Source organism: Vibrio sp. 1159, from assembly GCF_033340395.1.
In the GTDB taxonomy this organism is placed as follows: Bacteria; Pseudomonadota; Gammaproteobacteria; order Enterobacterales; family Vibrionaceae; genus Vibrio; species Vibrio alginolyticus.
This window is the reverse complement of sequence record NZ_JAWOWL010000026.1, coordinates 55728-78811: the sequence shown is the minus strand read 5'-3', so window position 1 is coordinate 78811 and position 23084 is coordinate 55728. Positions and strand designations below refer to the sequence as shown.

Here is a 23084-nt window from a genome sequence, read left to right as displayed (position 1 = left end):
TCACTCAAGTTGAATGTGGGATCAAGTTAACTCAGTCACATAAATTTGCTGTCAATAGCTCCTGGGTGAATAGTTACGCGGAACTGACCAGTACAAGCTTGCAACAAAACGTCAATATACCGATTGAAGCACGTTTTTGGAGTGAAAATTGGCTGATAATGAGAACTATTGGATAAGATCAATCCAAGTCAGCCTAAAATACAAAATGGAGAGTGTTATATGTCTTTACGTTTATTAGCAACAACCTTCGCATTAGTAGGAATGAGCTTTGGTGCCCAAGCCAGTGCCGAGTGTGAAGTGTCATTAGATGCTAACGATATGATGCAGTTTTCTACTAAAACATTGAGCGTACCAGCCACTTGTAAAGAGGTAAAACTAACGCTGAATCACACAGGTAAGATGCCAGCGCAATCGATGGGTCACAACGTGGTCATCTCTGACACAGCCAACCTACAAGCAGTCGGTACTGATGGCATGGCAGCTGGAGCAGAAAATAACTACGTAAAACCAAATGATGATCGCGTCTACGCTCACACAAAAGTAATTGGTGGCGGTGAAAGCACCAGCATTACGTTCAGTACTGAGAAAATGAAAGCCGGCGGTGACTATTCATTCTTCTGTTCGTTCCCGGGTCACTGGGCAATCATGCAGGGTAAATTTGAGCTAAAATAAAAGATTCAGCCAAGCCAAAAGAAGACTCATTATAGGGAAGCCAAGGCTTCCCTTTTTGATAGATAAAATAGCAATTGAGAAAGGTCTAACACGTCTGGAAACGTGACCAAGAAACATAGCAAGTAAGAAACCCTTGCTCCACTGAGATTAAGTTCTTTTACGAAAACTCATGGGTAAAAATCGGATTTTTGTTTTGCCTTTCCGAAACACTACTAAATGATAAAAGTCATTCAATACCATGTAACTCTTTCCAGTTTCCTGGATGAACCACATAGCCGAACAGAGCATGCCCACCATAAACCAATTCAGTCCCTTCCGGTATCCACAGCATCTGACCTGGGTGCACAAAATGTGTTTCACCATTTGCGGTCAGCTCGAAACAGCCTTCAATCACGAAAATAACCTCATCATAAAGCACTGTCCAAGCCACTTTAGCGCCTTCCCATTTAGCAAAGCCTACGCCTATGTTTGGTGAAATTTCTGGGCTTAACGCCCTGGCAACATACGCCATTCCCGGCGTATCACCACGAACATTGAAATCTAGACTTTTACTATCAACAAGTTTGACTGGCTTCATAATTCACTCCGGCTTTGCCATTTTGCTAATTGGATACGCGTTTTTACTCCCAAACCTAAAAAAGGCTCTGGCGGATTCAAACAAGGCATTCCTGTCACTTGCTGTATGTCATCCAATGATTTAGATGTCGCACCAACGACATAGTCAGCTAACAGTGTTCCAGAAATGGTTCCCCACGCAGCACCAACACCATTGTCACAAGCGCTGGCATAAACACCTTCATCTAATTGACCGAAAAAGTTAGTAAAGTTACGAGAGATTGCATACACCCCACCCCATGTGTGAGTAAATGGTACGTCGGCCAGCTCGGGATAACGCGCCAGAAAGACTTGACGATGATCGTCGCGAATTTGTTCTCTGACTTTATCGTTCATGCTTGAGCCATATTTCGGCACGTGTTTGTAAGTATTGCGGATCAAAATACGTCGATCGGCGGTCATACGTAACGTCGTTCCCGCATGATCAGCTGGAGTTAACCCCCAATTCAGCTCACCTCCGTATCGTTGCATTTCTGCGTCGGTCAATGGACGCGTCCAGCTTGCAAACGTCATCACTGGAAGTAGTCTGTTTTTAAGATAACCAAACTCCCGAGTAAAAATGCTGGTCCCAAGCAGCAGTTCAGGGGCTTCAACAGAGCCACTATCTCCATGTAATACCCAGCAACCGTTTTCTTTACTGAGCTTGCGGATTGGCGAGTTCTCTAACACCTCGACGTTCTCTGGAAGGCTTTCCCCTAGCCCACGCACCAAAGCAGCAGGTTGCATTAAATAACCACCTGGCGTGTAAATTGCGCGGCTGTAGTAGTTTGTTCCCAAGACTTTCGCCAGCTCACTGCCATTAACATGGAAGTATGGTTCGCCAAGGTCTTTCATTAGGTGCTCAAAGTGATCGAGATACGCTTCACCGCGCGCGCCTACGGCTCCTTGATATTTGCCCTTTGCTGACCACTGACAAGAAATACTGTGCTTCGACACTAAAGTGTTTAGCTGAGCAATCGCAGAACGGTTGAGCGACAATAACTTTTGTTTGTGCTCAGGGTCGGGATGCTCAAGTGAAAACTTATGAGGCAAATCGATAACAAAGCCCGAATTTCTTCCTGAAGCCCCTTGGCCGATACGTTGCGCATCAATCAGTATAATTCGTGCATTAGGCATAAGTTCAGCTAAACGTCTTGCCATAGCTAGGCCTGCGAAACCGGCACCTAACACGGCATAGTCAGCACTTTGTTTACCTTTTAACGCCGATTTTTCTGGAATACTTGGCAACGCATGGTACCAACCACACGTCACGTCATCATTGGGTAAATGAATCATCTTTTTTCTCCGCTACGCTACTGACAGTTTCAATGACAATTGATCTAGCCAAGGGCCGCGTAATGACTGTACTTTTCTTCCTAGCAACGCAAAACCGAGCATTGCTCCTTCTGGTGAATAAAACGCAGCGGTCAATTCATCTGCTTGGGTCTCGATGTACCATTGTCCCTGTTCTTCAGCGGCTACCGGGAAAATCGTGAGTGGAAGAATCGGCGTTTTTACAATCACTGGAGTTGGTGTTAACGAGATAGGGGCGACATCGCCTAGCAAGCTTTTCGCTACAGAAGGGATCATTTGATTAATCGGTGCAATATAGGGCTGCCAACCTTGCTCAGTTTCAACACAGTCACCTAGCGAGTAAATATTCTCATCACTCGTCTGGCCGAATTGATTCACTTTAATGCCCCGGCCAACTTCAAGCCCCGCGCGCTCAGCCAGAGAAACATTTGGCTTGAGTCCAACCGCGCTCAGCACTAGATCTGCTTCAATCTGCTTGCCACTGTTTAGATGTAAAACCGCACTAGATTCCGACCTTGGTTCGATTCTGGTGATACTGTCTTGTAGAGCCCATTGCACGCCTCGATCGGCAAGTGCGCTTTGTAATGATTCACCCAACTGTTGCGGGATCAAACGCTCCATTGGCCATTGACCCAACCCGATAACTGTTACTTCATAACCGCTTTCGATCAGATCATTTGCGAACTCACAGCCAATTAAGCCATCACCTAGGATCGCGATGCGCTTTTTGTCTTGCAGCTCCGCTCTGAAACGGCGGTAATCAACTAAGTCGTTCACACTCATAACCCAAGAGCGATCGCCCTCAATTGGGATTTCAATCGGTGATGCACCTGTTGCCAGTACCAAGCGGCTGTAGGCGTATTTACCGATGGAGGTATGTAACGTTGAATTGGCACGATTGATCTGTTCAACACGGGTATGCGGGTAAACTCGGATATTGAGACGGCTTTCCCACTCCAACGCGCTCTCACTTTGTAGCGCGTCGCCGTCTTTATTCATGACCAGTGCATTAGACAATGCTGGTTTGCTGTACAAAGCGCCATCATCAGCGGTAAAGACGGTGATAGCAACCGTCTCGGATTGTGCTCTAAGTGCCGCCGCCAACTGGTAACCACTGTGGCCACTACCGATGATAACGATAGGGTCATTTGAGAATACAGGTTGAGTAACTTCAGATGGAAGAGGCTGAGCCGTATTTGGCTGAACAGACGCTTCTACCGACACCGAAGACACCGCTGCAACCTCTTCTAGTGGCGCATCGTCGGTAATTTCGATCATTTCAAAATCGGCCTTACCCACTAAACAGTCAGGACATAACCAGTCATCCGGTACATCTTCCCATGCTGTTCCTGGTGCAATGCCATCGGATGGCCAACCTTGTGCTTCATCATAGATTAAGCCGCAAATAATACAGAGCCACTTTCTCATCACTTATACTCCAACTACCTTGTTCAGAATTTCCGTGTTTACAAACCGTTGTCAGATTTGTTGTGATTCCATCAACCTCGCCCTAGCTTGTGGTCTGAAGTCCAAGCCGGTACGAGGTGATGAAAATACAGTTACACGGTGGCTATACGTTGCTGTCTTGCTGCAAACGAATGGCAATATTGCGTGTCTGGACGTAGCTATAAATCGCTTCTTGTCCTTTTTCTCGCCCAAACCCGGACAAGCCCACGCCACCAAATGGTGTTTCGATGCCACCAGCAAACCATTCATTGATGAACACTTGTCCACCACGCAGTTGCTGTGCCACTCGCAATGTTTGGTTTAGGCTTTCACCAAAGACACCAGCAACCAGGCCAAAATCGGTGCCATTCGCGATTTCAACAGCCTCTTGTTCGGTTTCAAACGGTGTAATTACCAGTACAGGGCCAAACACTTCTTCTTGAGCAATACGCATATCTGGTGAGGCTTCAATCACCGTCGGTGCCACAAAGTAACCCGACAAATCAGGGGCGTACCCACCCGTTAGGATGTTCGCGCCGTCGGCTTTTGCTTGTTCAATCATCTCAAGCACGCGTGCTTGCTGATCAGCGGAAACCAGTGGCGTGATATCTGGTTGGCTCTCGCCTTGGCCAATAGTTAGGCCTTGTGCCATTTCCACTACAGCCGCTTTCACTTCTTCATAACGTTCTTTTTGAACAAGAAGTCGAGACATCGCTGAACACACTTGACCCGCATTAAAGAAGATGCCGACTTGTACGCTTTGTAAAAGCGTTTCGAGACTCACATCTTTCAGTGCGATAGCGGCCGATTTACCACCCAGCTCCATCACAGATGGTGTGGCGCGTTGAGCTGAGTCTTTCAGTATGCGTTGGCCGGTCGGCACAGAACCTGTAAAGACAATTTGATCAACGTCTTGATGCTGCACCAAGTGGCTGCCAACTACGGAGCCTTTCCCACATAGCAAGTTAATCGCGCCTTTTGGGAAGCCCGCTTTTTCAATCGCTTTAATCAACAACGTCATAGCGAGTGGGGAAATCTCTGGCGATTTGATCACCACTGCGTTACCAGCAGCTAATGCAGGTGCTAATGAGCGTGAACAAATAGAAACTGGGAAATTCCACGGCACAATCTGCACTGACACACCAAACGGCACATATTGGGTGAAATCGACATAATCTTTACCCAACGGAATTGACGAGCCTTCCAGCTTGTCGGCCATGCCAGCGTAGTATTCGAAGTAACGTGCCGATTCTAAAAACTCATCTTTGGCATCTTGCAAAGATTTCCCATTTTCACGGCAGGCAACTAGCCCACCTTCATCAACCATTTCACGAATAGCCGCGGCGGCTTTTAACATCCACTCGGTTCTGACGGCTGGACGAACGTCCGAAAGAAGACCTTGATTGACTACTCGACGTGCCGCTGCCATTGCGCGATCTGCATCGATGATAGTGGCTTCTGCAATCGTCGCATACGCTTCGGCTGTGCCAGGGTTCATGACGGTCAGCGCTTGCTCTGAATCGCACCACTCACCATCAATATAATTAAGGTAATGCATCATATTACTGCTCCAGTGCCGCTTTCACTTGCTTTGCCAACCAGGTTTGGAAGAAATGCGTCGGAACATCCATTTCTGGTGAGAACACACCACCACCAAAGCCAGGTGAGTAACGACCTTCCTGCATGCCCTCGACCGCTCCAATATCTTCGCCGAATACGACTCGCCATGACTCAACGGTAGCAGTACGGCACGCAGCGAACTCATCTTTCGTTGCTTCATCACCCACATAGGAGACACGTAGGTGCTCAACACTCTTATTCGCAGTGATTGGTTCAATCATCATCGCAAAGGCATGATCGGCTTGAATACCAAGCAACACGTTTGGAAAGAGTGCAACATATTCTGCATGACGCAGTTTATCTTCTGGCCAGCTTGGAAATTTAGGTAAGTGTGTTCCTGCAGTATCAGAGAGGTTGTATGCGAGACTACCTTGGCCAGCAAAACGCTCTGCAAACATGATGTTGTAGTGATCCTCTAGGCGAGAATAACTGTTCAAACTCGGATGCACCCAAGGTAAGTGGTAAGCTTCACAGTAGTTTTCTACGGCAAGCTTCCAGTTACTTTTCACTTCTATCTCTAAGTTGCCACCCATGTTCACGCGGCGAAGAAGCCCTAATCCTTCTTCACCTAAGAATTGCTGCCAACGTTGCTCTAGCGGCGCGATATGCTCTTCAAAGCTTTCTGCTTTGCCCGATAAGTTGACGAATACCATGTCCATCCAAACAGCTGAACGAAGTGGCTTAAGGCCATGCTTTTCACACTTAAATCGGTCATCTTTGTGTTTTGCGATACCACCGATGTGTGGTGTGCCTTTTAGATTGCCGTCAAGATCGTACGTCCATGAATGGTAAGGACAGCGAATCATGCCTTGAACTTCGCCTGCCTCATGAACCAGCTTCATACCTCGGTGGCTACACACGTTGTGGAAGACTTGGACTTCACCTTGACGATTTCTCATCATGAGTAGTGGAAGATTCATGAAATCAAGTGGCATTACATAACCATTTTTAAGCAGGTCTGATGCAAAACCAATGCATACCCAAGTGTTACCAAACACCTGATCACGCTCAAAAGTAAAATACTCTTCGCTGGTGTAGGCCTGATTCGGCATTCCTGTTGCTTCACTGATTGGGTTCAGTACATTATCAACAAGTTCAACAGGAATAATGGTTTGGTTGACATTGCTCATATTCTTATCTCCGAGAGTCGAGTTGCATCCAGTGCGTACAACATCGTGTTGTGTTAGTGGAGATGATTTTGATTAACAACCCGGCAACAAACAAACGACTTTTTCGCCGGGCTTGGATGAGTTTTTGTCATTCATGCATTGATCTCGAGCAAAAAATAACCTTTTAATTAACAATAATCTTCTTATCATGATTAATACTCATTAACCGATGAGTATTAATCAGTTGAAACACAAAAGCCCTCTCTCTACTCTCTTTCAAAAATTAACAATAACGCAACAAACAATAACGCTAAAACAAACGCACTGTGAGGGATGCCTATGAGAGCAACATCTGGGATATTGAAAGGACTCAATCCGACTGTGACAATCGCATCAAAGATCGTCGTTATCGGTTTTGTACTTTTCTGCGCCATTCTCGCCAATCAAGCGGGCCAATACTTCGAAACGATTTCCGGTATTTTGCTACAGAATATGAAGTGGTTTTACATCGGACTTGTTTCACTCGTTGTCGGTTTTCTTCTTTACCTTATGGTTAGTCGATATGGGCATATTCGTTTGAGTAAAGATGACGAAAAACCAGAGTTTAGTTATTTGTCTTGGGTATCCATGCTTTTTTCCGGAGGCATGGGGATAGGCTTAATTTTCTGGTCGGTCGCCGAACCGATGTGGCATTACGCTGACAACCCATTTACTCAAGGCCTGACCAATGAAGCCGCAACAACATCAATGAAACTGACATTCTTTCACTGGGGTCTACATCCTTGGTCTGTCTTTATCATTGTTGCACTCGCATTAGCTTACTTTTCCTACCGTAAAGATCTGCCTTTTACCCTACGCTCTATCTTGTACCCTTTGATTGGTGATCGTATTTATGGGCCTATCGGACACACGGTTGATATCCTAACAGTCGCGGTGACTGCTTTCGGTATCTCTCAAACCTTGGGGATGGGAGTTATCCAAATAAACTCTGGTTTGAATCAAGCCTTTGGTCTAGACATTAGTTTGGGGATTCAACTCTTTATTATCGTTTCCCTTTGTACTTGTGCGGTTGCGTCGGTGCTATCTGGTGTAGGAAAAGGTATTCGCCGTTTATCAGAATGGAACATGCTGCTTTCACTCGCACTCGTGCTAGTCGTACTTTACATTGGTCCAACTCGCTATATCTTAAATACGCTACTCGAAAGTACGGGGCTTTATGCACAAAACATTGTCGGTATGAGCTTATGGAGCGATGCACAGAATGACTCTGGCTGGCAAAACTGGTGGACGGCTTATTACTGGCCTTGGTGGATGACTTGGGCACCTTTCGTTGGCATGTTTGTGGCTCGTATCTCTAAAGGACGCACAATACGTGAACTTATCGGCGGTGCTCTCATCGTACCCACGCTGATCACGTTCTTATGGATTTCAGTATTTGGTGGTGCAGCGTTGAAGGTAGAGCAAGACGCTCGTGTTGCTCATCAAGAGCAAGTCACTGCGGCACAAGAAGCCAAACAAACACCACTTGCGGATTTTTCTGGCGGCCCGATTCTTGAAGCGACTAAAGCCGATACGACACGCGCTTTGTTTACGCTATTCGACAATCTAGATACAGGTATGTTTGGTAAACTACTTAGCGTACTTGCGTGTCTATTGCTCGGTACTTATTTCATTACCTCCGCAGACTCGGGTACCTTGGTTCTATGTACCCTCGATGCCGCTGGGCACAGTGAGCCTCCTACCTCTATACGCGTATTGTGGGGGATCATGATCGCAGCCATTGCGGGAGTACTTCTATACGCTGGAGGGTTAAAAGCAATGCAAACGGCCTCCATTATTGCCGGTTTCCCTATCGCCATTTTTATCGCGGTGATGAGCTTAACGCTGTTTCATAGTATTCGACGCGAACCTAAGCCATGGGCAATGCTGCCTGAGCATGTTCACCCAGAGCAAGAGAAACTTGATGGTCCTGTTGAACCGCTTGTTGAAAGCAAAACAGTGGCTTCCGAGCCTATCGCTTTAAGATCCTCACAAAAAAGTGATTCCACACTCAATCAGGGACCAGTACTAAGTTAGTGCGTCGTTTCATCAATCAATTAAAACAAAGCGGGAACTGATATTCCCGCTTTTTTAACATTACCAAACTCTGTTATTTTCTCTGCTTATTGATTTAAGCTAAGCCTCGATCACCTACCTCATCTGGCAACTGATGCAAAAGCCATTCTCTAAAACGTTTGACGCTGGCTGGGATTAAACCTCTATTTTTAGGTTCAAGCATAGAAAAATTGGAAGGTGTTGAAAGCACGTGTTCGACTGGCCTAACCAAAGCGCCGCTTTGTAAATAGTCGTCCACTAATGAGCCCCAGGCTAACGCGATGCCCTGACCATTAATTGCCGCTTGTAACAGCATTGGATAGTTATTGATGTTCATGCGATTACGAGGCGAAATATTTGGCAATCCTACACTCGCAAACCACTGCTCCCAATTCACCCAATCTCTTTGAGACTCTTCCAGATAGAGTAACGTTTTATTGAAGATTTCTTCTGGCTCACTAGGCTGGCCGATTTTCTCTAGATAAAGCGGGCTACACACAGGGAATACTTCTTCTGAGAATAGCGTTGTCACGTCCATTTCCGCAGGTGGAGTACGACAATAAAACAAGGCAATATCGCAATCTAATCGGCGTAAGTCCAACACATTATCTGAGGCCAATATCCTTATATCGATGTCATCATGTTCATTTTGAAATTGGGCAACCTTAGGCAACAACCACAAGGCTGCCATTGCATTTGTCGTCGCAACCGTGATCTTTTGTTCGCCCTGCCACTTCTTCACTTCACCCGTGATTTGAGCAATATCGAGCAAAGATTGGCTGACAGCTTGATAATATTGAAGACCTGTAGGCGTTAAATTAATGCTTCGATTGGCTCGCGTGAACATAGCCTTGCCTAAGTATTCTTCTAATTGTCTAATTTGGCGACTGATAGCACCTTGGGTCACGTTTAGCTCGTCAGCGGCTAACGTAAAACTCAAGTGCCGCGCCGACGCTTCAAACGCAACGAGGCTATTTAAAGGTGGGAGGGGTTTAATTTTCATGTATCTTCCAGTAAGGCAGTATTGTAATTATTTTTATTCCCGGCAATCTTATGTTGCACGTGGATAATGCCATTCTGGACAACACCTCAAAAACGACAATTTATAAATGATAAAAAATAGATATGAATCATAAATTGTTGTGAGAGAGACCGCCGTATACAGTTTCGTGGCTACAACGAGCGCAAAAAGAGGAGCAGTTACTCCTCTTTTGCCTAGCCTTTTGCTCACTTTGTACGAGTTAGCCCATTTACCCTATTGCCAGTTTAGTACTCGCGTAACGCGCTTTTTTCTTTCTTGGACTGGCTAAGAAGTACGCTAATGTAAGAGGCCCTAATCGTCCCATAAACATCATGAAGATGATCACTAACTCACCTGGTTCGGACAAACTGCCCGTTAAGCCTCGCGATAACCCAACCGTACCCAGTGCCGAGACCGCTTCGAACATAATATCTAACATAGACGCTTTCTCTGTCAGTAACAGCGTGAATATGGCAAACCAAGTCACCCCCACCGAGATCAGAGTCAGCGCCAATGCCTTGCTGATGGTCTCTTTGGGAATCTCGCGTTGAAAGGCATAGGTTGCTTCATCGCGACGCAAATAGCTGTAAGTTGCCAAGACCAATACCATAAATGTCACAACTTTAATGCCACTTGCCGTACTCAATGAACCACCGCCGATAAACATCAACACCAGAATGATCGCCGTTGTGGCATCTTCCAACTGATCGATAGCTAAAGTATTGAACCCCGCCGTTCTTGGCGTCACCGCTTGAAACCACGATGCCCACCATTTCCCTGCTTCGCTCAAAGGGGCAAGCGTGTTGAGGTTGTCATATTCAATCAGGTAAATCGCGATAAGTGCCACCACGTTAATGGTCACCGTGCCTAAGATCATCATTCGACTGTAAACGGTGAGTCGGTGCCAACGGCGATTGCGTTTTAAGTCAATCCAAACCGAGAAGCCTAAACCACCAATAATGAACAAACTGGTAATGGTGAAGTTAACGATCGGGTCGTCCACGTAAGGCATTAAGCTATCGGCACTCAACGCAAAACCTGCATTGTTAAACGCACTGATGGTGTAGAAGAAACCATGGAACAAACTGGTTTTCCAGCCCAGCTCTTCACTCCAATAAACGCTCAAAATAGTGAAACCAATAAGTTCAACGAGCAGAGCGAACATCAATACAGATTTAGCGGTGGCAATGAGTGTCGATGAATCAGTTTGGTTGAACGCCTCTCTCGCGACGGCTCGCTCCAAAAAGCCAATTTTTCCGCCCAGAGCCAGCAAGGTCACGATGGCAAACGTCATTAAACCTAGGCCACCACATTGAATCAGAAAAGCAATAACCACTTGCCCAAAAGGCGTAAACGCCGTGCCCGTGTCTACCACAACTAATCCCGTCACCGTAATGGCCGATGTTGCTGTAAACAGGCTTTGAATCCAAGTGATGGGCTCTGTGGTGGCAATCGGCAGTTTGAGTAAGACCGTGCCGAGCATGATCAAGCACGCAAAGCTGAGGCTAAGTATTAATGGCGGTGCGCCCAACAATTTTTTGCCCGCTTTGGGTTTTCGCTCGAGTGGGATAATAGAGGGATGCCACAAAACCATGTTACACCAACCTTGGAGCGACGTATTTCAGCTCAGCGCGACTACCGCAAAGCAACAGCGTGTCGAACTCATTAAGCACAAACTCATCATTGATATTGGTGTAGACGGCTTCTTCGCGCTTCACCAATATCGGCTGAATGTTGTAACTGCCTCGGCTGATCAACTTAGAAAGCGGTGTATCGTGCAGATTGGATTTAACGTGGATTTCCACCACATACAAACCATGCCCCATTTCCAAATAGTTGTTCACCATCGGATAGTTGAGTGCCTACGCGACTCTTACGCCCATCTCCTCTTCCGGATGAATAATGCGTTGTACACCAAGCTTAGACACGATGGTATGGTGCGCTTTGGTGCTAGCTTTGACCCAAATAGATTTCACACCCAGATTTTTCAGCGCCAGAGTACACAACAAACTGGCTTGCATGTCTTCGCCAATCGCCACCAACACCACATCACTGTTCGCTAACGCTAACTCTCTGAGTGCACCTTCGTCTGTTGCGTCACATATGACCGCTTGCGTTAACTCTTCGACGTATTTTTCGACGATTTTCGGGTCGCTATCCACCCCCGTTACGGTGTGTCCAAGATGAATAAGTTCTAAGCTGGCGGCAACGCCAAATCGCCCTAGACCAATTACTGTAAAGTGAGCCATATCAATACCTAACTGTGTTTTATGTATAGAAAATGCTAATGCGTTAAGGGTTAGACTGATTTTCCGTCACGGAAAATAGGCAACACGAATCCTGTTCGAGTGCCGATAACCAGCACTAAACCTTGGCATTAACGTTGATTAAATTTGTAATTTAGTGGTGCTTGGACGCCTCTAGCACTAAACGATAACCCAGCCCCGGCTCGGTTTTTAATAGCCGCTGTTCGTCAGCACTATCGTTCAGTTTTTTGCGTGGTTGACTCACTAACACACGTAAGTAGTGAGTGTCTTCGACATGACTTTTTCCCCAAATCACCGCTAGCAAATGAGTTTGCTCAATGAGTTTTCCCGGCTTGAGAATCAACTGTTCAATGAAAGAAAACTCTTTCTTGGTGAGTGGAATTTCCCTCTGATCCAACCAAAATTGGTGAGTACTTTTGATGATTTTGACTCGGCCAGCCACCAGCTCATCAGCGACGGTTTGCTCATCCACCAAATCTCGAACCAGCACTTTGATGCGCGCGATGAGCTCTTTTACGCCAAAAGGCTTGCTCAAGTAATCATTCGCGCCCGCTTCTAAAAGGCGGATTTTTTCCTCTTCTTGATCGCGAGCTGTCAGCACTAGCACTGGCGTTTTATAGGTCTGACGAAGCGTAGTGAGAAACTCCGTCCCATCGCCGTCGGGCAAGCCTAAATCTAGCAGAATGACGTGCGGCGAATGCGCTTCGAAACACGCGTTGGCTTCTGCAATGGTACTCGCGCCAATGTAATCAAACCCTTCAGCAGACAGCGAAATTCGAATAAAGGTATGAATGCGAGGCTCATCGTCCACGACTAAAACTTTGTAACTCACGCCTGCTCTGCTCCTTGATTGAGTGGAAGTAGAATGCGGATCAGCGTCCCTTCTGATACTGGCATAGATTGAATCTCTCCTTGGTGTGCGATGATGATGCCTTTGGCAACCGCGAGTCCCATTCCGGTGCCTGAATCGGCCGATTTGTTGTTCGCGCCGGAATAGAAAAGGTTGAATATTTTTTCCGCATCTTCAGCTTTGATGCCAATCCCCATGTCCCGAACATCAATCACGCACGACGAACCCTGCTTAGAAAGAGAAACCTCAACAGATTCATTCTCTGGTGAAAATCGCATGGCATTATCCAGCACATTAAAAATCGCTTGCTCGATGAGCGAACGACTTACTGACAAATAATCAACGGAATCATCCATATTCATGGACACTTTCTCGGTGTAATTTGGCAAACGAGAAACCGCATCCCGAACAATATCTGCAATCAACTCATCTTTTTTGGTAATTTTTAATGTGCCGTGCTGGAGCTTAGTCGCCTGTAAGAGGTTCTCGATATATTGATGCAAGCGATGGCTTTCTGAAGTCGCACTGTCGAGCAATTCTTTACGCTCTAAGCCATTGAGCTTGGGCATGTACTCGTTGAGTGTGGTCAATGTTCCAATAATGGTTGCCAGCGGCGTGCGTAAGTCATGGGACACCGATAGCAGGATGCTGTTTTGCAGCTTGGTTTGTTTTAACTCGCCCTGCTGGCGACGATAAAGATCCGCAAAGGTGCTGGTGATAAATGCCACCACCATAAACACGACTAAATTAAAAATGTCTTCCGGACGAAACATCTGCAAAGAGTAACGAGGCGTCGTGAAAAAGAAGTTGAAGCTCAACGCTTCGATCACCGCCGCCGCATAAGCGAATCGCGAGTTGCATTGAAACGCCACTACCACGACCGCTAACTGTAAAATCAGCAGGACTGCGGCTGTAGAGCCAAACAGTTGGTCTAACAACCATGAGACGACAACCGCGCCAACAATCACGGTAGTAGAAAAGAGAAAGGTGTTATCTCGCCATTGAACAAACATAAAATACATCAACCAAAATTCGATGTAGAAAACTTTAGCAAAAGCCCATTCGGAGTTCGCGTAAAAAAAGCGTAAAAAATTCAATAACGACAGTGAGTTATAAACATAATCATCATTAAGTTAGCCTAACTTAATGAATAATCACAAGTTAACGTTGCCCATTAACGCCTACTTACTCGGTATAAACGACAGACACAAAAAAGAGGAGCATTTGCTCCTCTTTCGTGTAGCGTCATATTAGATGACTTGCAGTTGAGCATCACCTTGCTCAGACAAAAATCCGCCGGTTTGATGCTTCCACAACTGAGCGTAAACACCACCCAATTGCAGCAGCTCGTAATGCGAGCCTTGCTCAATGATTTTGCCGTCATCCATTACAATCAAACGATCCATCGCGGCAATCGTTGATAAACGGTGAGCAATCGCAATCACTGTTTTTCCTTCCATCAGAACTTCAAGGTTTTCTTGAATTGCCGATTCTACTTCTGAATCAAGTGCAGACGTTGCTTCATCCATGATCAAAATTGGCGCGTTTTTCAGCAGAACGCGAGCAATCGCCACACGTTGACGCTGACCACCAGACAGCTTCACACCGCGTTCACCCACTTCAACGTCATAGCCAACGTTACCTTGCTCGTCTCGTAGAGATTGAATGAAATCATGAGCATGTGCTTTCTCAGCAGCTGCGATAACGGCATCCATTGAAGCATCTGGATCACCGTAAAGAATGTTCTCTTTAATTGAACGATGCAGCAAAGAGGTGTCTTGCGTGATCATACCGATGTGTTGGCGAAGAGACTCTTGTTCGACTTGAGAAATGTCCTGTCCATCAATACAAATCTTACCGGTATTTACGTCGTAAAAACGCAGCAACAAGTTGACCAACGTGGATTTACCTGCCCCAGAACGACCGACAATGCCGACTTTTTCGCCCGGTTTGATAGTCAGGTTCAAGTTCTCAAATACCGCCTTCTCGTCACTGTAGTTAAAACCTACGTGATCAAAGCAGATCTCACCTTGAGAGATTTGCAAAGGCTTAGCATTTGGTACGTCTTTCACTTCAACATCGTTTGAAATCGTATTAATACCGTCTACTACTGTACCGATGTTTTCAAACAGTGCGCTAACTTCCCACATGATCCACTTCGACATACCTTGTACGCGCAACGCAATACTGATGGCAATCGCAATAGCACCAATTGTTACAGCGTGATCTAGCCATAGATAAACCGAAATGGCACTAATAGACATCAGCAGCAAATAGTTGATGGCATCCACACTAAACAGTAAACAAGTCACCATGCGCATTTGGCGGTAAACCGTCACCAAAAATTGCTTCATGCTGCTTTCTGCGTATTCCAACTCTCGTTGCGAGTGCGCGAATAGCTTTACGGTAGATATGTTGGTGTAAGAATCGACAATGCGCCCAGTCATTACAGAACGAGCATCCGCTTGCTCCGTCGCTACTTGTTTCATTTTAGGGATAAAGTAGAACTGGATAACCGCGTACATTCCTATCCAAATCACAATAGGCAACATTAGCAAACCATCAGCTTCGCCCATCATCCAGAGCATCGAAAGAAAATAAACGCTGATATAAACCAGTACATCCACTAGCTTCATGACCGTTTCTCGTACCGCTAACGCACTTTGCATCACTTTGGTCGCAACTCGGCCTGCAAAGTCTCGCTGGAAAAATCCAACCGCTTGTTTTAGCAAGTAACGGTGAATCAACCAACGGATAGACATCGGGTAGTTACCCAATAACGTTTGGTGCATCACCATTGAGTGGACAAAACCGAGAGCTGGCATCACAACCGCCACTAAGAACAGCATCATTAGCATGCGATCACCCTGGTCTTGCCAGAATGTTGCGCGATCTTGATTAGAGAGAATATCGACGAGCTCGCCCATATAACGCAACAGCGTCACCTCAGTAATGGCAATAAGCGCACTGAACACAGCCATAACGAGTAAAGGGGCTTCAAAGCCACGAGTGTAAAAACGACAAAAGCCAAATAGCGTCTTCGGTGGCTTTTCGGTTTCCATCTGGGGAAAGGGTTGGGTCAGTTTTTCAAACCAATTGAACATAACAATGACTTTAGGTACCGCGAATGAATTTGCGAACGTTTTACTATCTTTTGATACAAAAGTCAGTAAAATACCGAAACAAAAGCTCAAATGATAATAATTACAATTAAGCTTGGTGTTAATCATAATTATCAGGAATAGATTTATGCAAAAGAATAACTCACTGACCATCGCGATCCGCAACGCGTTGGTTTGTGCTTTAGCACCTACTGCAGTGGTTGCATTCACAGCACAAGCTCAAGAAGACGTCGTACAAGGTGACGTGATTGCCATGGAGACCATAACGGTCACCGCGCAAGCACTTAAAGTAGAAACCCCGGCAGCAGAAACGCCGCGCAGCGTATCTATCATTTCTGAAGATGAACTTCGTGTTCGTGCACCGAAAAAACTAGATGAAGCGTTACGCTACACGTCTGGTGTAACCGCTCAGCCTTATGGCGCAGACAACGACACTGATTGGTTCAAAGTTCGTGGATTTGATGCAGCGACTTACCTAAACGGCAACCGCCTATTCCGCGATGGTTACTACACATGGTTGGTCGAACCTTACGGCCTAGAAAGTGTAGAAGTCGTTAAAGGTCCATCGGCTATTCTGTTTGGTGAATCGGCACCAGGCGGTATCGTGAATGCGGTGCAGAAAAAACCAACGTTTACGCCTCAAGGCGAAGTAAAAGTCGAAGTTGGCAACAACCAACACCAATCCGTAGGTTTTGACATTGCTGACGAAGCAAACGACGCAGGCACTGTGCGCTATCGTTTGGTTGGCTTGATGACAAGCCAAGATGGTGAACTGGACGGCACAAACAACGAGCGTTTCTACCTAGCGCCAAGTGTCGAGTTCGACATTTCTGACCGTACAATGCTGACCGTTTTGGCAACTTACCTTCGTGATGACGGTGTACCAACTAACCCATTCTTCCCAGCAGCAGGTACTCTGATTGGTTCTAACTTTGGCAAAATCGATCCTTCGACTAACCTTGGTCAGCCAAACTACGATAAATACGAACGCACGCAGTTTTCTCTGGGTTACTTACTAGAGCACGACATCAATGACACGTGGTCACTCTCGCAAAACCTCAACTACGGTTCGAATGAGTTGTACTTGCGCAGCTCTTACGCGTTCTCAAACAACGATCCAGCGAAAGAAGAATTAACGCAAGGCATCGTATTCCGTGACGGAAAAAACCAGAGCATCACGTTCGATAACAATGCTGTCGGCAACTGGATGACAGACAACGCAGAGCACACAGTGCTTATCGGTATGGATCTGCAATTCCACAAAACCGATGGCGACGAGCAGGACAACTACGCATTTGGCACCATCAATCCGTGGAACCCAGTTTACGGCAACTTCACCCCTCTTGATCCTGCCGACAACGTGAAACGTGAGATTGAGAAATCTCAAGCAAGTCTCTATTCACAATACCAATTGAAACTGCATGAACAGTGGATTGGTAACATCGGTGCTCGTTACGACTGGGTGAAAACAGAAAACTCTGGCAAAGGCGCTACCGTTGATCAAAGTGAATCTCGTGATGATGGTCAGCTATCTCTAAGTGCGGGTGTGATGTACCTTGCAAACAATGGCCTGTCACCTTACGCAAACTACTCTCAGTCGTTTGAAGTGATCAGCACTATTGATACGGCAACCAATGAACTTTACAAACCGCTGGAAGGCGAGCAAGTAGAAGTGGGGGTGAAGTATGAGCCAAGCTTTATAGATGGCTTTATCAACCTTGCATGGTTCGACATCACGCAAAAGAACGCGTTGGTCACTAACCCATCAACATGGATTGCGACACAAACAGGTGAAGTGACATCTCAAGGTGTTGAGCTAGAAAGCACGGCGCAGCTAACAGACGATCTAAAACTGATGGCAAGCTACACCTACACTAAAGCGAAAACAGATGAGAGCTTTGGCCAAGGTAAAAAACAAGCCGCACTTATTCCTGAGCACCAAGCTTCTGCATGGGTAGACTACAGCGCCTACAGCCTGATTCCAGGCCTCAATATCGGTACTGGTGTGCGCTACGTAGGTGAGTCAAAAGATAACCCTAAGAGCTCGAACCTAACGGTTCCTTCAGTCACTCTTTGGGATGCGTCAGTCACTTACGACATCACTTCACAGTGGCAAGCACAGCTAAACGTGAACAACATCCTAGATAAAGAGTTTGTTTCAGGTTGCGATTACTGGTGTTACTACGGCCAGTCTCGCTCTGTTATGCTAAACGCAAACTACCGCTGGTAATTGTACTTCTACTCCCCTCTATTGAGGGGAGTTTTCTCCTAAGAGCCATCCATGTTTCAACTGTCTAATATTGAGATCGTGCGAGGTGGACGTCAGATCCTCGGCATCGAACAACTTAACATCCCAACAAATGAGCTAACGGTCGTTTTAGGCCATAACGGTTCAGGTAAGTCGACACTGGTGAACCTGCTTTCTGGTCAAATGTCGCCAGATAAAGGTACGGTAACACTAAACGATACTTCCCTTTCATCACTTAAAACCAAAGAGTTGGCAAAACAGATCGCCTATTTGCCACAAAAGCTGCCCTCTTCAGCTGGTTTAACGGTCGAAGAGCTAGTGCGCTTAGGTCGCTTTCCGTGGCGTGGGGCACTTGGTCGTTGGAAAACCGAAGACAAACAGATCATCACGCAGGCTATGGAACGAACAGGGGTTACACCTTTTGCTCAAGCTTTGGCGGATGACTTATCGGGCGGTGAGCGCCAACGTGCTTGGGTGTCTATGCTACTGGCTCAACAATCGCCAATTTTAATTCTCGATGAGCCAACCTCGGCGCTCGATGTTCACCATCAGTTTCAACTAATGGCGCTGCTGGCAGAACTGAATCGAACCGAGAATGTAGGCATTATCGTGATCCTGCACGATCTGAACTTAGCACTGCGCTACGCCACCCACATTGTTGCGCTCAAAAAAGGTAAAATTGCCTTCGAAGGCAACGCCGACATGTTGTTAGACGAGGCACGCCTTTCTAAACTATATGAGTCACCAATTAAGCTGATTGAGCACCCAAGCCCGGCTAACACATTAGCGAGCCAAAAGGTGGCTGTTGTATGCGCATAATGGCTCGTTTACTTACCGTGGTTACACAATCTGCTTTTCTCCTCGCATTTTTTATGACCAATGCACATGCAGTCATCACCGTTACCGATGAATATGGTGAGCATAGTTTTGAGCACGCGCCACAACGCGTTGTTGCCTTAAACTGGGACATCTTAGAACAAGTTTTGGCGCTAAACGTAGAACCAATCGCAGCCCCAAATTTACCAGGCTACCGCCAATGGGTCGTCAATCCAACTGCACCAGAGTCAATTGAAGATATTGGAACCCGAGCAGAGCCCAACTTAGAAAAAATAGCCAGTTTGAAACCAGATGTCATCCTTGCTGCGTCTCCACAGCAAGACTTGATTCCGTTACTCAAACAAATTGCTCCGGTAATCTATTTACCTAATTTTTCTGAAAATGAGGCCGCAGCTGAAACGGCCATTCGTCACTTTCGTACGCTCAGCAAGCTATTCAATAAAGAGGCACTTGCTGAACAGAAACTGGCAGAATTAGATGCTTCATTTGCGCAGATGCGCCAGCGAATTCGCCACTATTACTCTGCTCCACTCAGCGTTCTTGTGATGCGATTTTCAACCCCGAATACTGTATTACTTGCAACCGAAAACTCCACCACTGACTACGTGGTTAGAAAACTGGGATTACAGGCTCCAATTAAAGAGGACCCACGTGCGTGGGGAGTAAAGCAAGATCGAATCAATCGGCTTCAGGGCCTCAAAAACAGCTACGTTCTCTACGTACAGCCTTTCCCAGAAGAACGAAAACTGAAAGAGTCGCCACTTTGGCAAGCGATGCCGTTTGTGAAAAAGCAGCGGGTAAATTCAGTCAGAGCAGTGTGGGCGTATGGCGGTGCCATGTCTTTGCAATACACCGCTGAAGCGATTACCGACAGTCTAATAGAGTTGGCACCAGAACAATGAGAACGAAACATTATATTGGTTATCTGGCGCTGATTACGTTACTTAGCGTCTTTAGCCTACAAATTGATACTAATTTATCACTTTTCGAACAATGGCAATTATTAACAAAACCAGAGGTAGCAACCGAGTTTCGTGATGTATTCTTTACGCAAGCGCAGCTTCCTAGGTTAAGTATGACCCTGCTTGTTGGTGCCATGCTTGGTCTCACCGGCAGCTTAATGCAGCAATTAACGCAGAATAACCTCACCTCGCCGTTGACTCTTGGCACCTCTTCTGGTGCTTGGCTTGCATTAGTCGTGGTAAATATTTGGTTCGTCGATTGGGTAGCCGATTACTCTGCATTAGCCGCAATGGTGGGGGCTTTAGTGGCGTTTGGCCTGATCGTATCAATTGCAGGTGTGCGTAACATGACAGGTTTGCCGCTGGTCGTTTCGGGGATGGTGATCAATATCTTGCTCGGTTCTATCGCCACAGCCATTATTATTTTAAACGCCCAGTTCGCACAGAATATTTTTATGTGGGGAGCCGGAGATCTTTCTCAATACAGCTGGGATTGGTTTGAGTGGTTATTGCCTCGCTGCGCTATCGCAATCGTAATTTTGATCGTCGCACCACGTATTCTGACCTTAATGAAACTAGGACAAGAAGGCGCAGCAGCCCGAGGCTTAGCGGTATTACCCGCGTTTGGTGCGTTAATGGTGATGGGTATTTGGCTGGTATCTGCCTCAATCACCGCAGTTGGCATTATCAGCTTCATCGGATTACTGACACCCAATATTGCCAGAGCGATGGGGGCAAGAACACCGCGCGACGAATTGATCAGCAGCATGCTTTTGGGCGCAATGCTACTAATCATCACAGACTCTGCCGCTATTTCGCTGAGCTTATGGTTAGAGGAAACCATTCCTAGCGGTGTAGCGGCTGCAGCTATTGGCGCTCCCGCTTTAATTTGGTTTACTCGTAAAAAGCTGACGGCAACCGATCAACTTAACCTTTCAATGAGCCAAGGAAAAACGGCGCTTTCTAAACGCGCGGTATGCAGCATTGCGCTATTCAGTCTGGTTGGGATTCTAGCTTACTCATTCGTTACCCATGGTATAAACGGAATTCAATGGTCTGTGCCAGGTGAGTTCCAATGGCAATTGCGTTGGCCGCGAATGTTAACCGCACTTTCTGTCGGTATTGCGCTATCCGTTGCCGGAATCATTTTGCAACGCATTGTTTATAACCCTCTGGCAAGTCCCGATATTCTCGGTGTGTCTTCCGGAGCCACGTTTGCCATTATAACGACAGGAGTCATCGCTGGGTCGCTTCTCTCCGCATTTAGCTGGGGTATCGCTTTTTTCGGAAGTATGTCCGTATTGATGTTATTGCTGATTATCGGTAAACGAAGCCATTTTAATCCATCTAACTTCGTGTTGTCCGGCATCGCACTAACGGCACTACTAGAAGCTCTTGTTCAATTTTCGCTAGCTCAAGGTTCTGGTGACAGTTACAAAATTTTATTGTGGTTAACTGGTTCAATTTATCGAGTCACAGCCCACACCGCACTGATGTTATGTTTGGCCATAATAGTTCTGCTTGCCGCTGTATTCTCGATTTCTCGTTGGCTAACACTAATTTCCATCGGGCGACAATTCTCAAATGCACGAGGGCTTAACCCTACCGTAGCCAATACGCTTATGCTCACCATCGTTGCTTTGTTATGCGCCTTTTCTACGGCTACAGTTGGTCCAATATCTTTTGTTGGCTTGGTCGCTCCCCATATGGCGATGATGTTAGGAGCAAGAAAAGTGAAAGAGCAACTGTGTGTCGGTGCCTTAATTGGCGCAACCCTAATGTTGTGGGCAGATTGGCTAGGACAAATCGCTATTTATCCAAGTCAGGTCGCAGCTGGCACGTTGGTCGCTATTATAGGCAGCACTTACTTCCTATTTTTAATGCTGAAGAGTAAATTCAGCTAAGTTGGGAATATTGTTACAGCCCAAAAATACGCTAAGAAAAACAAACCCCGCTATTTTGATAGCGGGGTTTGAAATTAAAGGCGAAGTACGATGCTCTATTCTTCTCGCACTACAGGAAAACGCTGCTCATAAAGTTCCATAAAGTCCTTACGAATTAAGTGCTCTAAGTGGTTCGCTTTATCGGTTGGGCAGAAAATCATCACGTGCAGAATTTGTTCACCATTAATGTTGCTAGAAATATGCATATGTGGCTCAGAACCAGGAAGGTCAACACCGGCATGTTTTTCAATCATCGCATTGTAACGATGTGCAACATCAGCAAAGTAACTGCAATGTTCTTCAATTTTATCAGTTAAAATCGGTAACAGTGGATACAAATTGACGAAGTCTTTCACCACTACAGAAAAGTTGTGGTAAACGTACCGCTTCATGAAGTTGAGGTTCTTTACTGGATAGGTAAAGAACATACTATTAGGCAATGTCGCTGTTTTGCCGGTGTAATGATATTGCCCATGATGCAGGTCGATCTCTTGAATCACCGTCGCCATCATATTGTGCTCAATCACTTCACCACACAACTTTCCGACCTCAATCCAGTCTCCAACGCGAAAAGAACGCGAACTTGCTCTTTGAATCGAACCCGTAAAACACAAAATGATTTCTTTGGATGCCACTACAATGGCAACGGCAATCGCCGTTACACTCAGAGCAAACTCGTTAATTTCTGATTGCCATAAAATAAATAAAATCAGTAATGTAACAGCAAAGGTGCCATTTTTAGTTCTGGACATCCAACTACGCTGATCTTCTGAGAGAAAAGCGTGATCACCACGAATCATCGATAAAATTGCACGACGAATTAACCACATAATCGCAAAGATCAGTGCGGTAAAAATCAATTTATGAGTGAGAAGAAAATCGACAACTAACTGCACTTTCTCCATTCCACGGCTCCCTCGAATAAAAATACGGCCCAGTAACAGCTAACGATAACAAATTATTTTGTCTGTTGTCCGTGCTCACT

At 46.1% G+C, this 23084-nt stretch carries 17 protein-coding genes and 2 pseudogenes; 6 read left to right on the top strand and 13 right to left on the bottom strand.

What is annotated here, in order from left to right:
• The first annotated feature begins 219 nt into the window (after positions 1 to 219).
• Entirely contained in the window at positions 220 to 672 is a 453-nt protein-coding gene (azu, locus tag R7127_RS18610; protein ID WP_005375211.1) for an azurin, read from the top strand.
• 226 nt (positions 673 to 898) lie between these two features.
• On the opposite strand, the gene R7127_RS18605 is transcribed toward azu, so the two are convergent.
• From R7127_RS18605 to R7127_RS18580, 6 genes and pseudogenes are all read right to left on the bottom strand, one after another.
• A complete protein-coding gene (locus R7127_RS18605) occupies positions 899 to 1249 on the bottom strand; it encodes an ethanolamine utilization protein EutQ (RefSeq protein WP_017635301.1) in 351 nt (116 codons plus the stop codon).
• Complete coding sequence (locus tag R7127_RS18600) at positions 1246 to 2562, bottom strand: NAD(P)/FAD-dependent oxidoreductase (RefSeq protein ID WP_042521596.1); 1317 nt, start codon at positions 2560 to 2562, stop codon at positions 1246 to 1248. The genes R7127_RS18605 and R7127_RS18600 overlap by 4 nt, the downstream gene beginning before the upstream one ends.
• A gap of 12 nt (positions 2563 to 2574) precedes the next feature.
• Complete coding sequence (locus R7127_RS18595; RefSeq protein ID WP_236716949.1) at positions 2575 to 3858, bottom strand: NAD(P)/FAD-dependent oxidoreductase; 1284 nt, start codon at positions 3856 to 3858, stop codon at positions 2575 to 2577.
• Positions 3847 to 4008: pseudogene (locus R7127_RS18590) on the bottom strand (rubredoxin); the annotation flags it as partial. The gene R7127_RS18595 and the pseudogene R7127_RS18590, both read right to left, overlap by 12 nt.
• 142 nt (positions 4009 to 4150) lie before the next feature.
• Positions 4151 to 5587 (bottom strand): aldehyde dehydrogenase family protein, encoded by a 1437-nt coding sequence (locus tag R7127_RS18585; RefSeq protein WP_064376745.1) that lies wholly within the window; start codon positions 5585 to 5587, stop codon positions 4151 to 4153.
• A gap of 1 nt (position 5588) precedes the next feature.
• Positions 5589 to 6776 carry an aromatic ring-hydroxylating oxygenase subunit alpha gene (locus R7127_RS18580; RefSeq protein WP_033906748.1) on the bottom strand — a complete coding sequence of 396 codons (1188 nt, stop codon included), beginning with the start codon at positions 6774 to 6776 and terminating at the stop codon, positions 5589 to 5591.
• A 318-nt stretch (positions 6777 to 7094) separates the two neighbouring features.
• Here R7127_RS18580 and R7127_RS18575 point away from each other — a divergent pair, with 318 nt between their 5' ends.
• The gene (locus R7127_RS18575; protein WP_318142049.1) at positions 7095 to 8831 is read left to right on the top strand and encodes a BCCT family transporter; all 1737 of its coding nucleotides are present in this window, start codon (positions 7095 to 7097) and stop codon (positions 8829 to 8831) included.
• Positions 8832 to 8925: 94 nt separating this feature from the next.
• On the opposite strand, the gene R7127_RS18570 is transcribed toward R7127_RS18575, so the two are convergent.
• The 6 genes and pseudogenes from R7127_RS18570 to R7127_RS18545 form a co-directional block, all read right to left on the bottom strand.
• Entirely contained in the window at positions 8926 to 9852 is a 927-nt protein-coding gene (locus tag R7127_RS18570; protein WP_005392445.1) for a LysR substrate-binding domain-containing protein, read from the bottom strand.
• A 247-nt stretch (positions 9853 to 10099) separates the two neighbouring features.
• Complete coding sequence (locus R7127_RS18565) at positions 10100 to 11464, bottom strand: TrkH family potassium uptake protein (RefSeq protein ID WP_033906747.1); 1365 nt, start codon at positions 11462 to 11464, stop codon at positions 10100 to 10102.
• A gap of 1 nt (position 11465) precedes the next feature.
• Positions 11466 to 12119, bottom strand: a pseudogene (locus tag R7127_RS18560) (potassium channel family protein).
• 151 nt (positions 12120 to 12270) lie between these two features.
• Positions 12271 to 12969: a response regulator transcription factor gene (locus R7127_RS18555; protein ID WP_318142050.1), complete on the bottom strand. Its 699-nt coding sequence runs from the start codon at positions 12967 to 12969 to the stop codon at positions 12271 to 12273.
• On the bottom strand, positions 12966 to 14000 hold the full coding sequence (locus tag R7127_RS18550) for a DUF4118 domain-containing protein (protein WP_033906863.1): 1035 nt from the start codon (positions 13998 to 14000) through the stop codon (positions 12966 to 12968). The genes R7127_RS18555 and R7127_RS18550 overlap by 4 nt, the downstream gene beginning before the upstream one ends.
• Before the next feature lie 237 nt (positions 14001 to 14237).
• The gene (locus tag R7127_RS18545) at positions 14238 to 16091 is read right to left on the bottom strand and encodes an ABC transporter ATP-binding protein (RefSeq protein WP_033906862.1); all 1854 of its coding nucleotides are present in this window, start codon (positions 16089 to 16091) and stop codon (positions 14238 to 14240) included.
• Between the two features lie 145 nt (positions 16092 to 16236).
• Here R7127_RS18545 and R7127_RS18540 point away from each other — a divergent pair, with 145 nt between their 5' ends.
• From R7127_RS18540 to fhuB, 4 genes are read left to right on the top strand one after another with little or no spacing between them, the layout of a single operon-like run.
• A complete protein-coding gene (locus tag R7127_RS18540) occupies positions 16237 to 18339 on the top strand; it encodes a TonB-dependent siderophore receptor (RefSeq protein WP_033906744.1) in 2103 nt (700 codons plus the stop codon).
• 51 nt (positions 18340 to 18390) lie between these two features.
• On the top strand, positions 18391 to 19176 hold the full coding sequence (locus R7127_RS18535; protein ID WP_005375174.1) for an ABC transporter ATP-binding protein: 786 nt from the start codon (positions 18391 to 18393) through the stop codon (positions 19174 to 19176).
• Positions 19167 to 20096 carry an iron-siderophore ABC transporter substrate-binding protein gene (locus tag R7127_RS18530; RefSeq protein ID WP_052767716.1) on the top strand — a complete coding sequence of 310 codons (930 nt, stop codon included), beginning with the start codon at positions 19167 to 19169 and terminating at the stop codon, positions 20094 to 20096. The genes R7127_RS18535 and R7127_RS18530 overlap by 10 nt, the downstream gene beginning before the upstream one ends.
• The gene (gene fhuB, locus R7127_RS18525) at positions 20093 to 22060 is read left to right on the top strand and encodes a Fe(3+)-hydroxamate ABC transporter permease FhuB (RefSeq protein ID WP_064376404.1); all 1968 of its coding nucleotides are present in this window, start codon (positions 20093 to 20095) and stop codon (positions 22058 to 22060) included. The genes R7127_RS18530 and fhuB overlap by 4 nt, the downstream gene beginning before the upstream one ends.
• A gap of 95 nt (positions 22061 to 22155) precedes the next feature.
• On the opposite strand, the gene R7127_RS18520 is transcribed toward fhuB, so the two are convergent.
• Positions 22156 to 23004 carry a mechanosensitive ion channel family protein gene (locus tag R7127_RS18520; protein ID WP_005375171.1) on the bottom strand — a complete coding sequence of 283 codons (849 nt, stop codon included), beginning with the start codon at positions 23002 to 23004 and terminating at the stop codon, positions 22156 to 22158.
• Between the last annotated feature and the right edge of the window lie 80 nt (positions 23005 to 23084).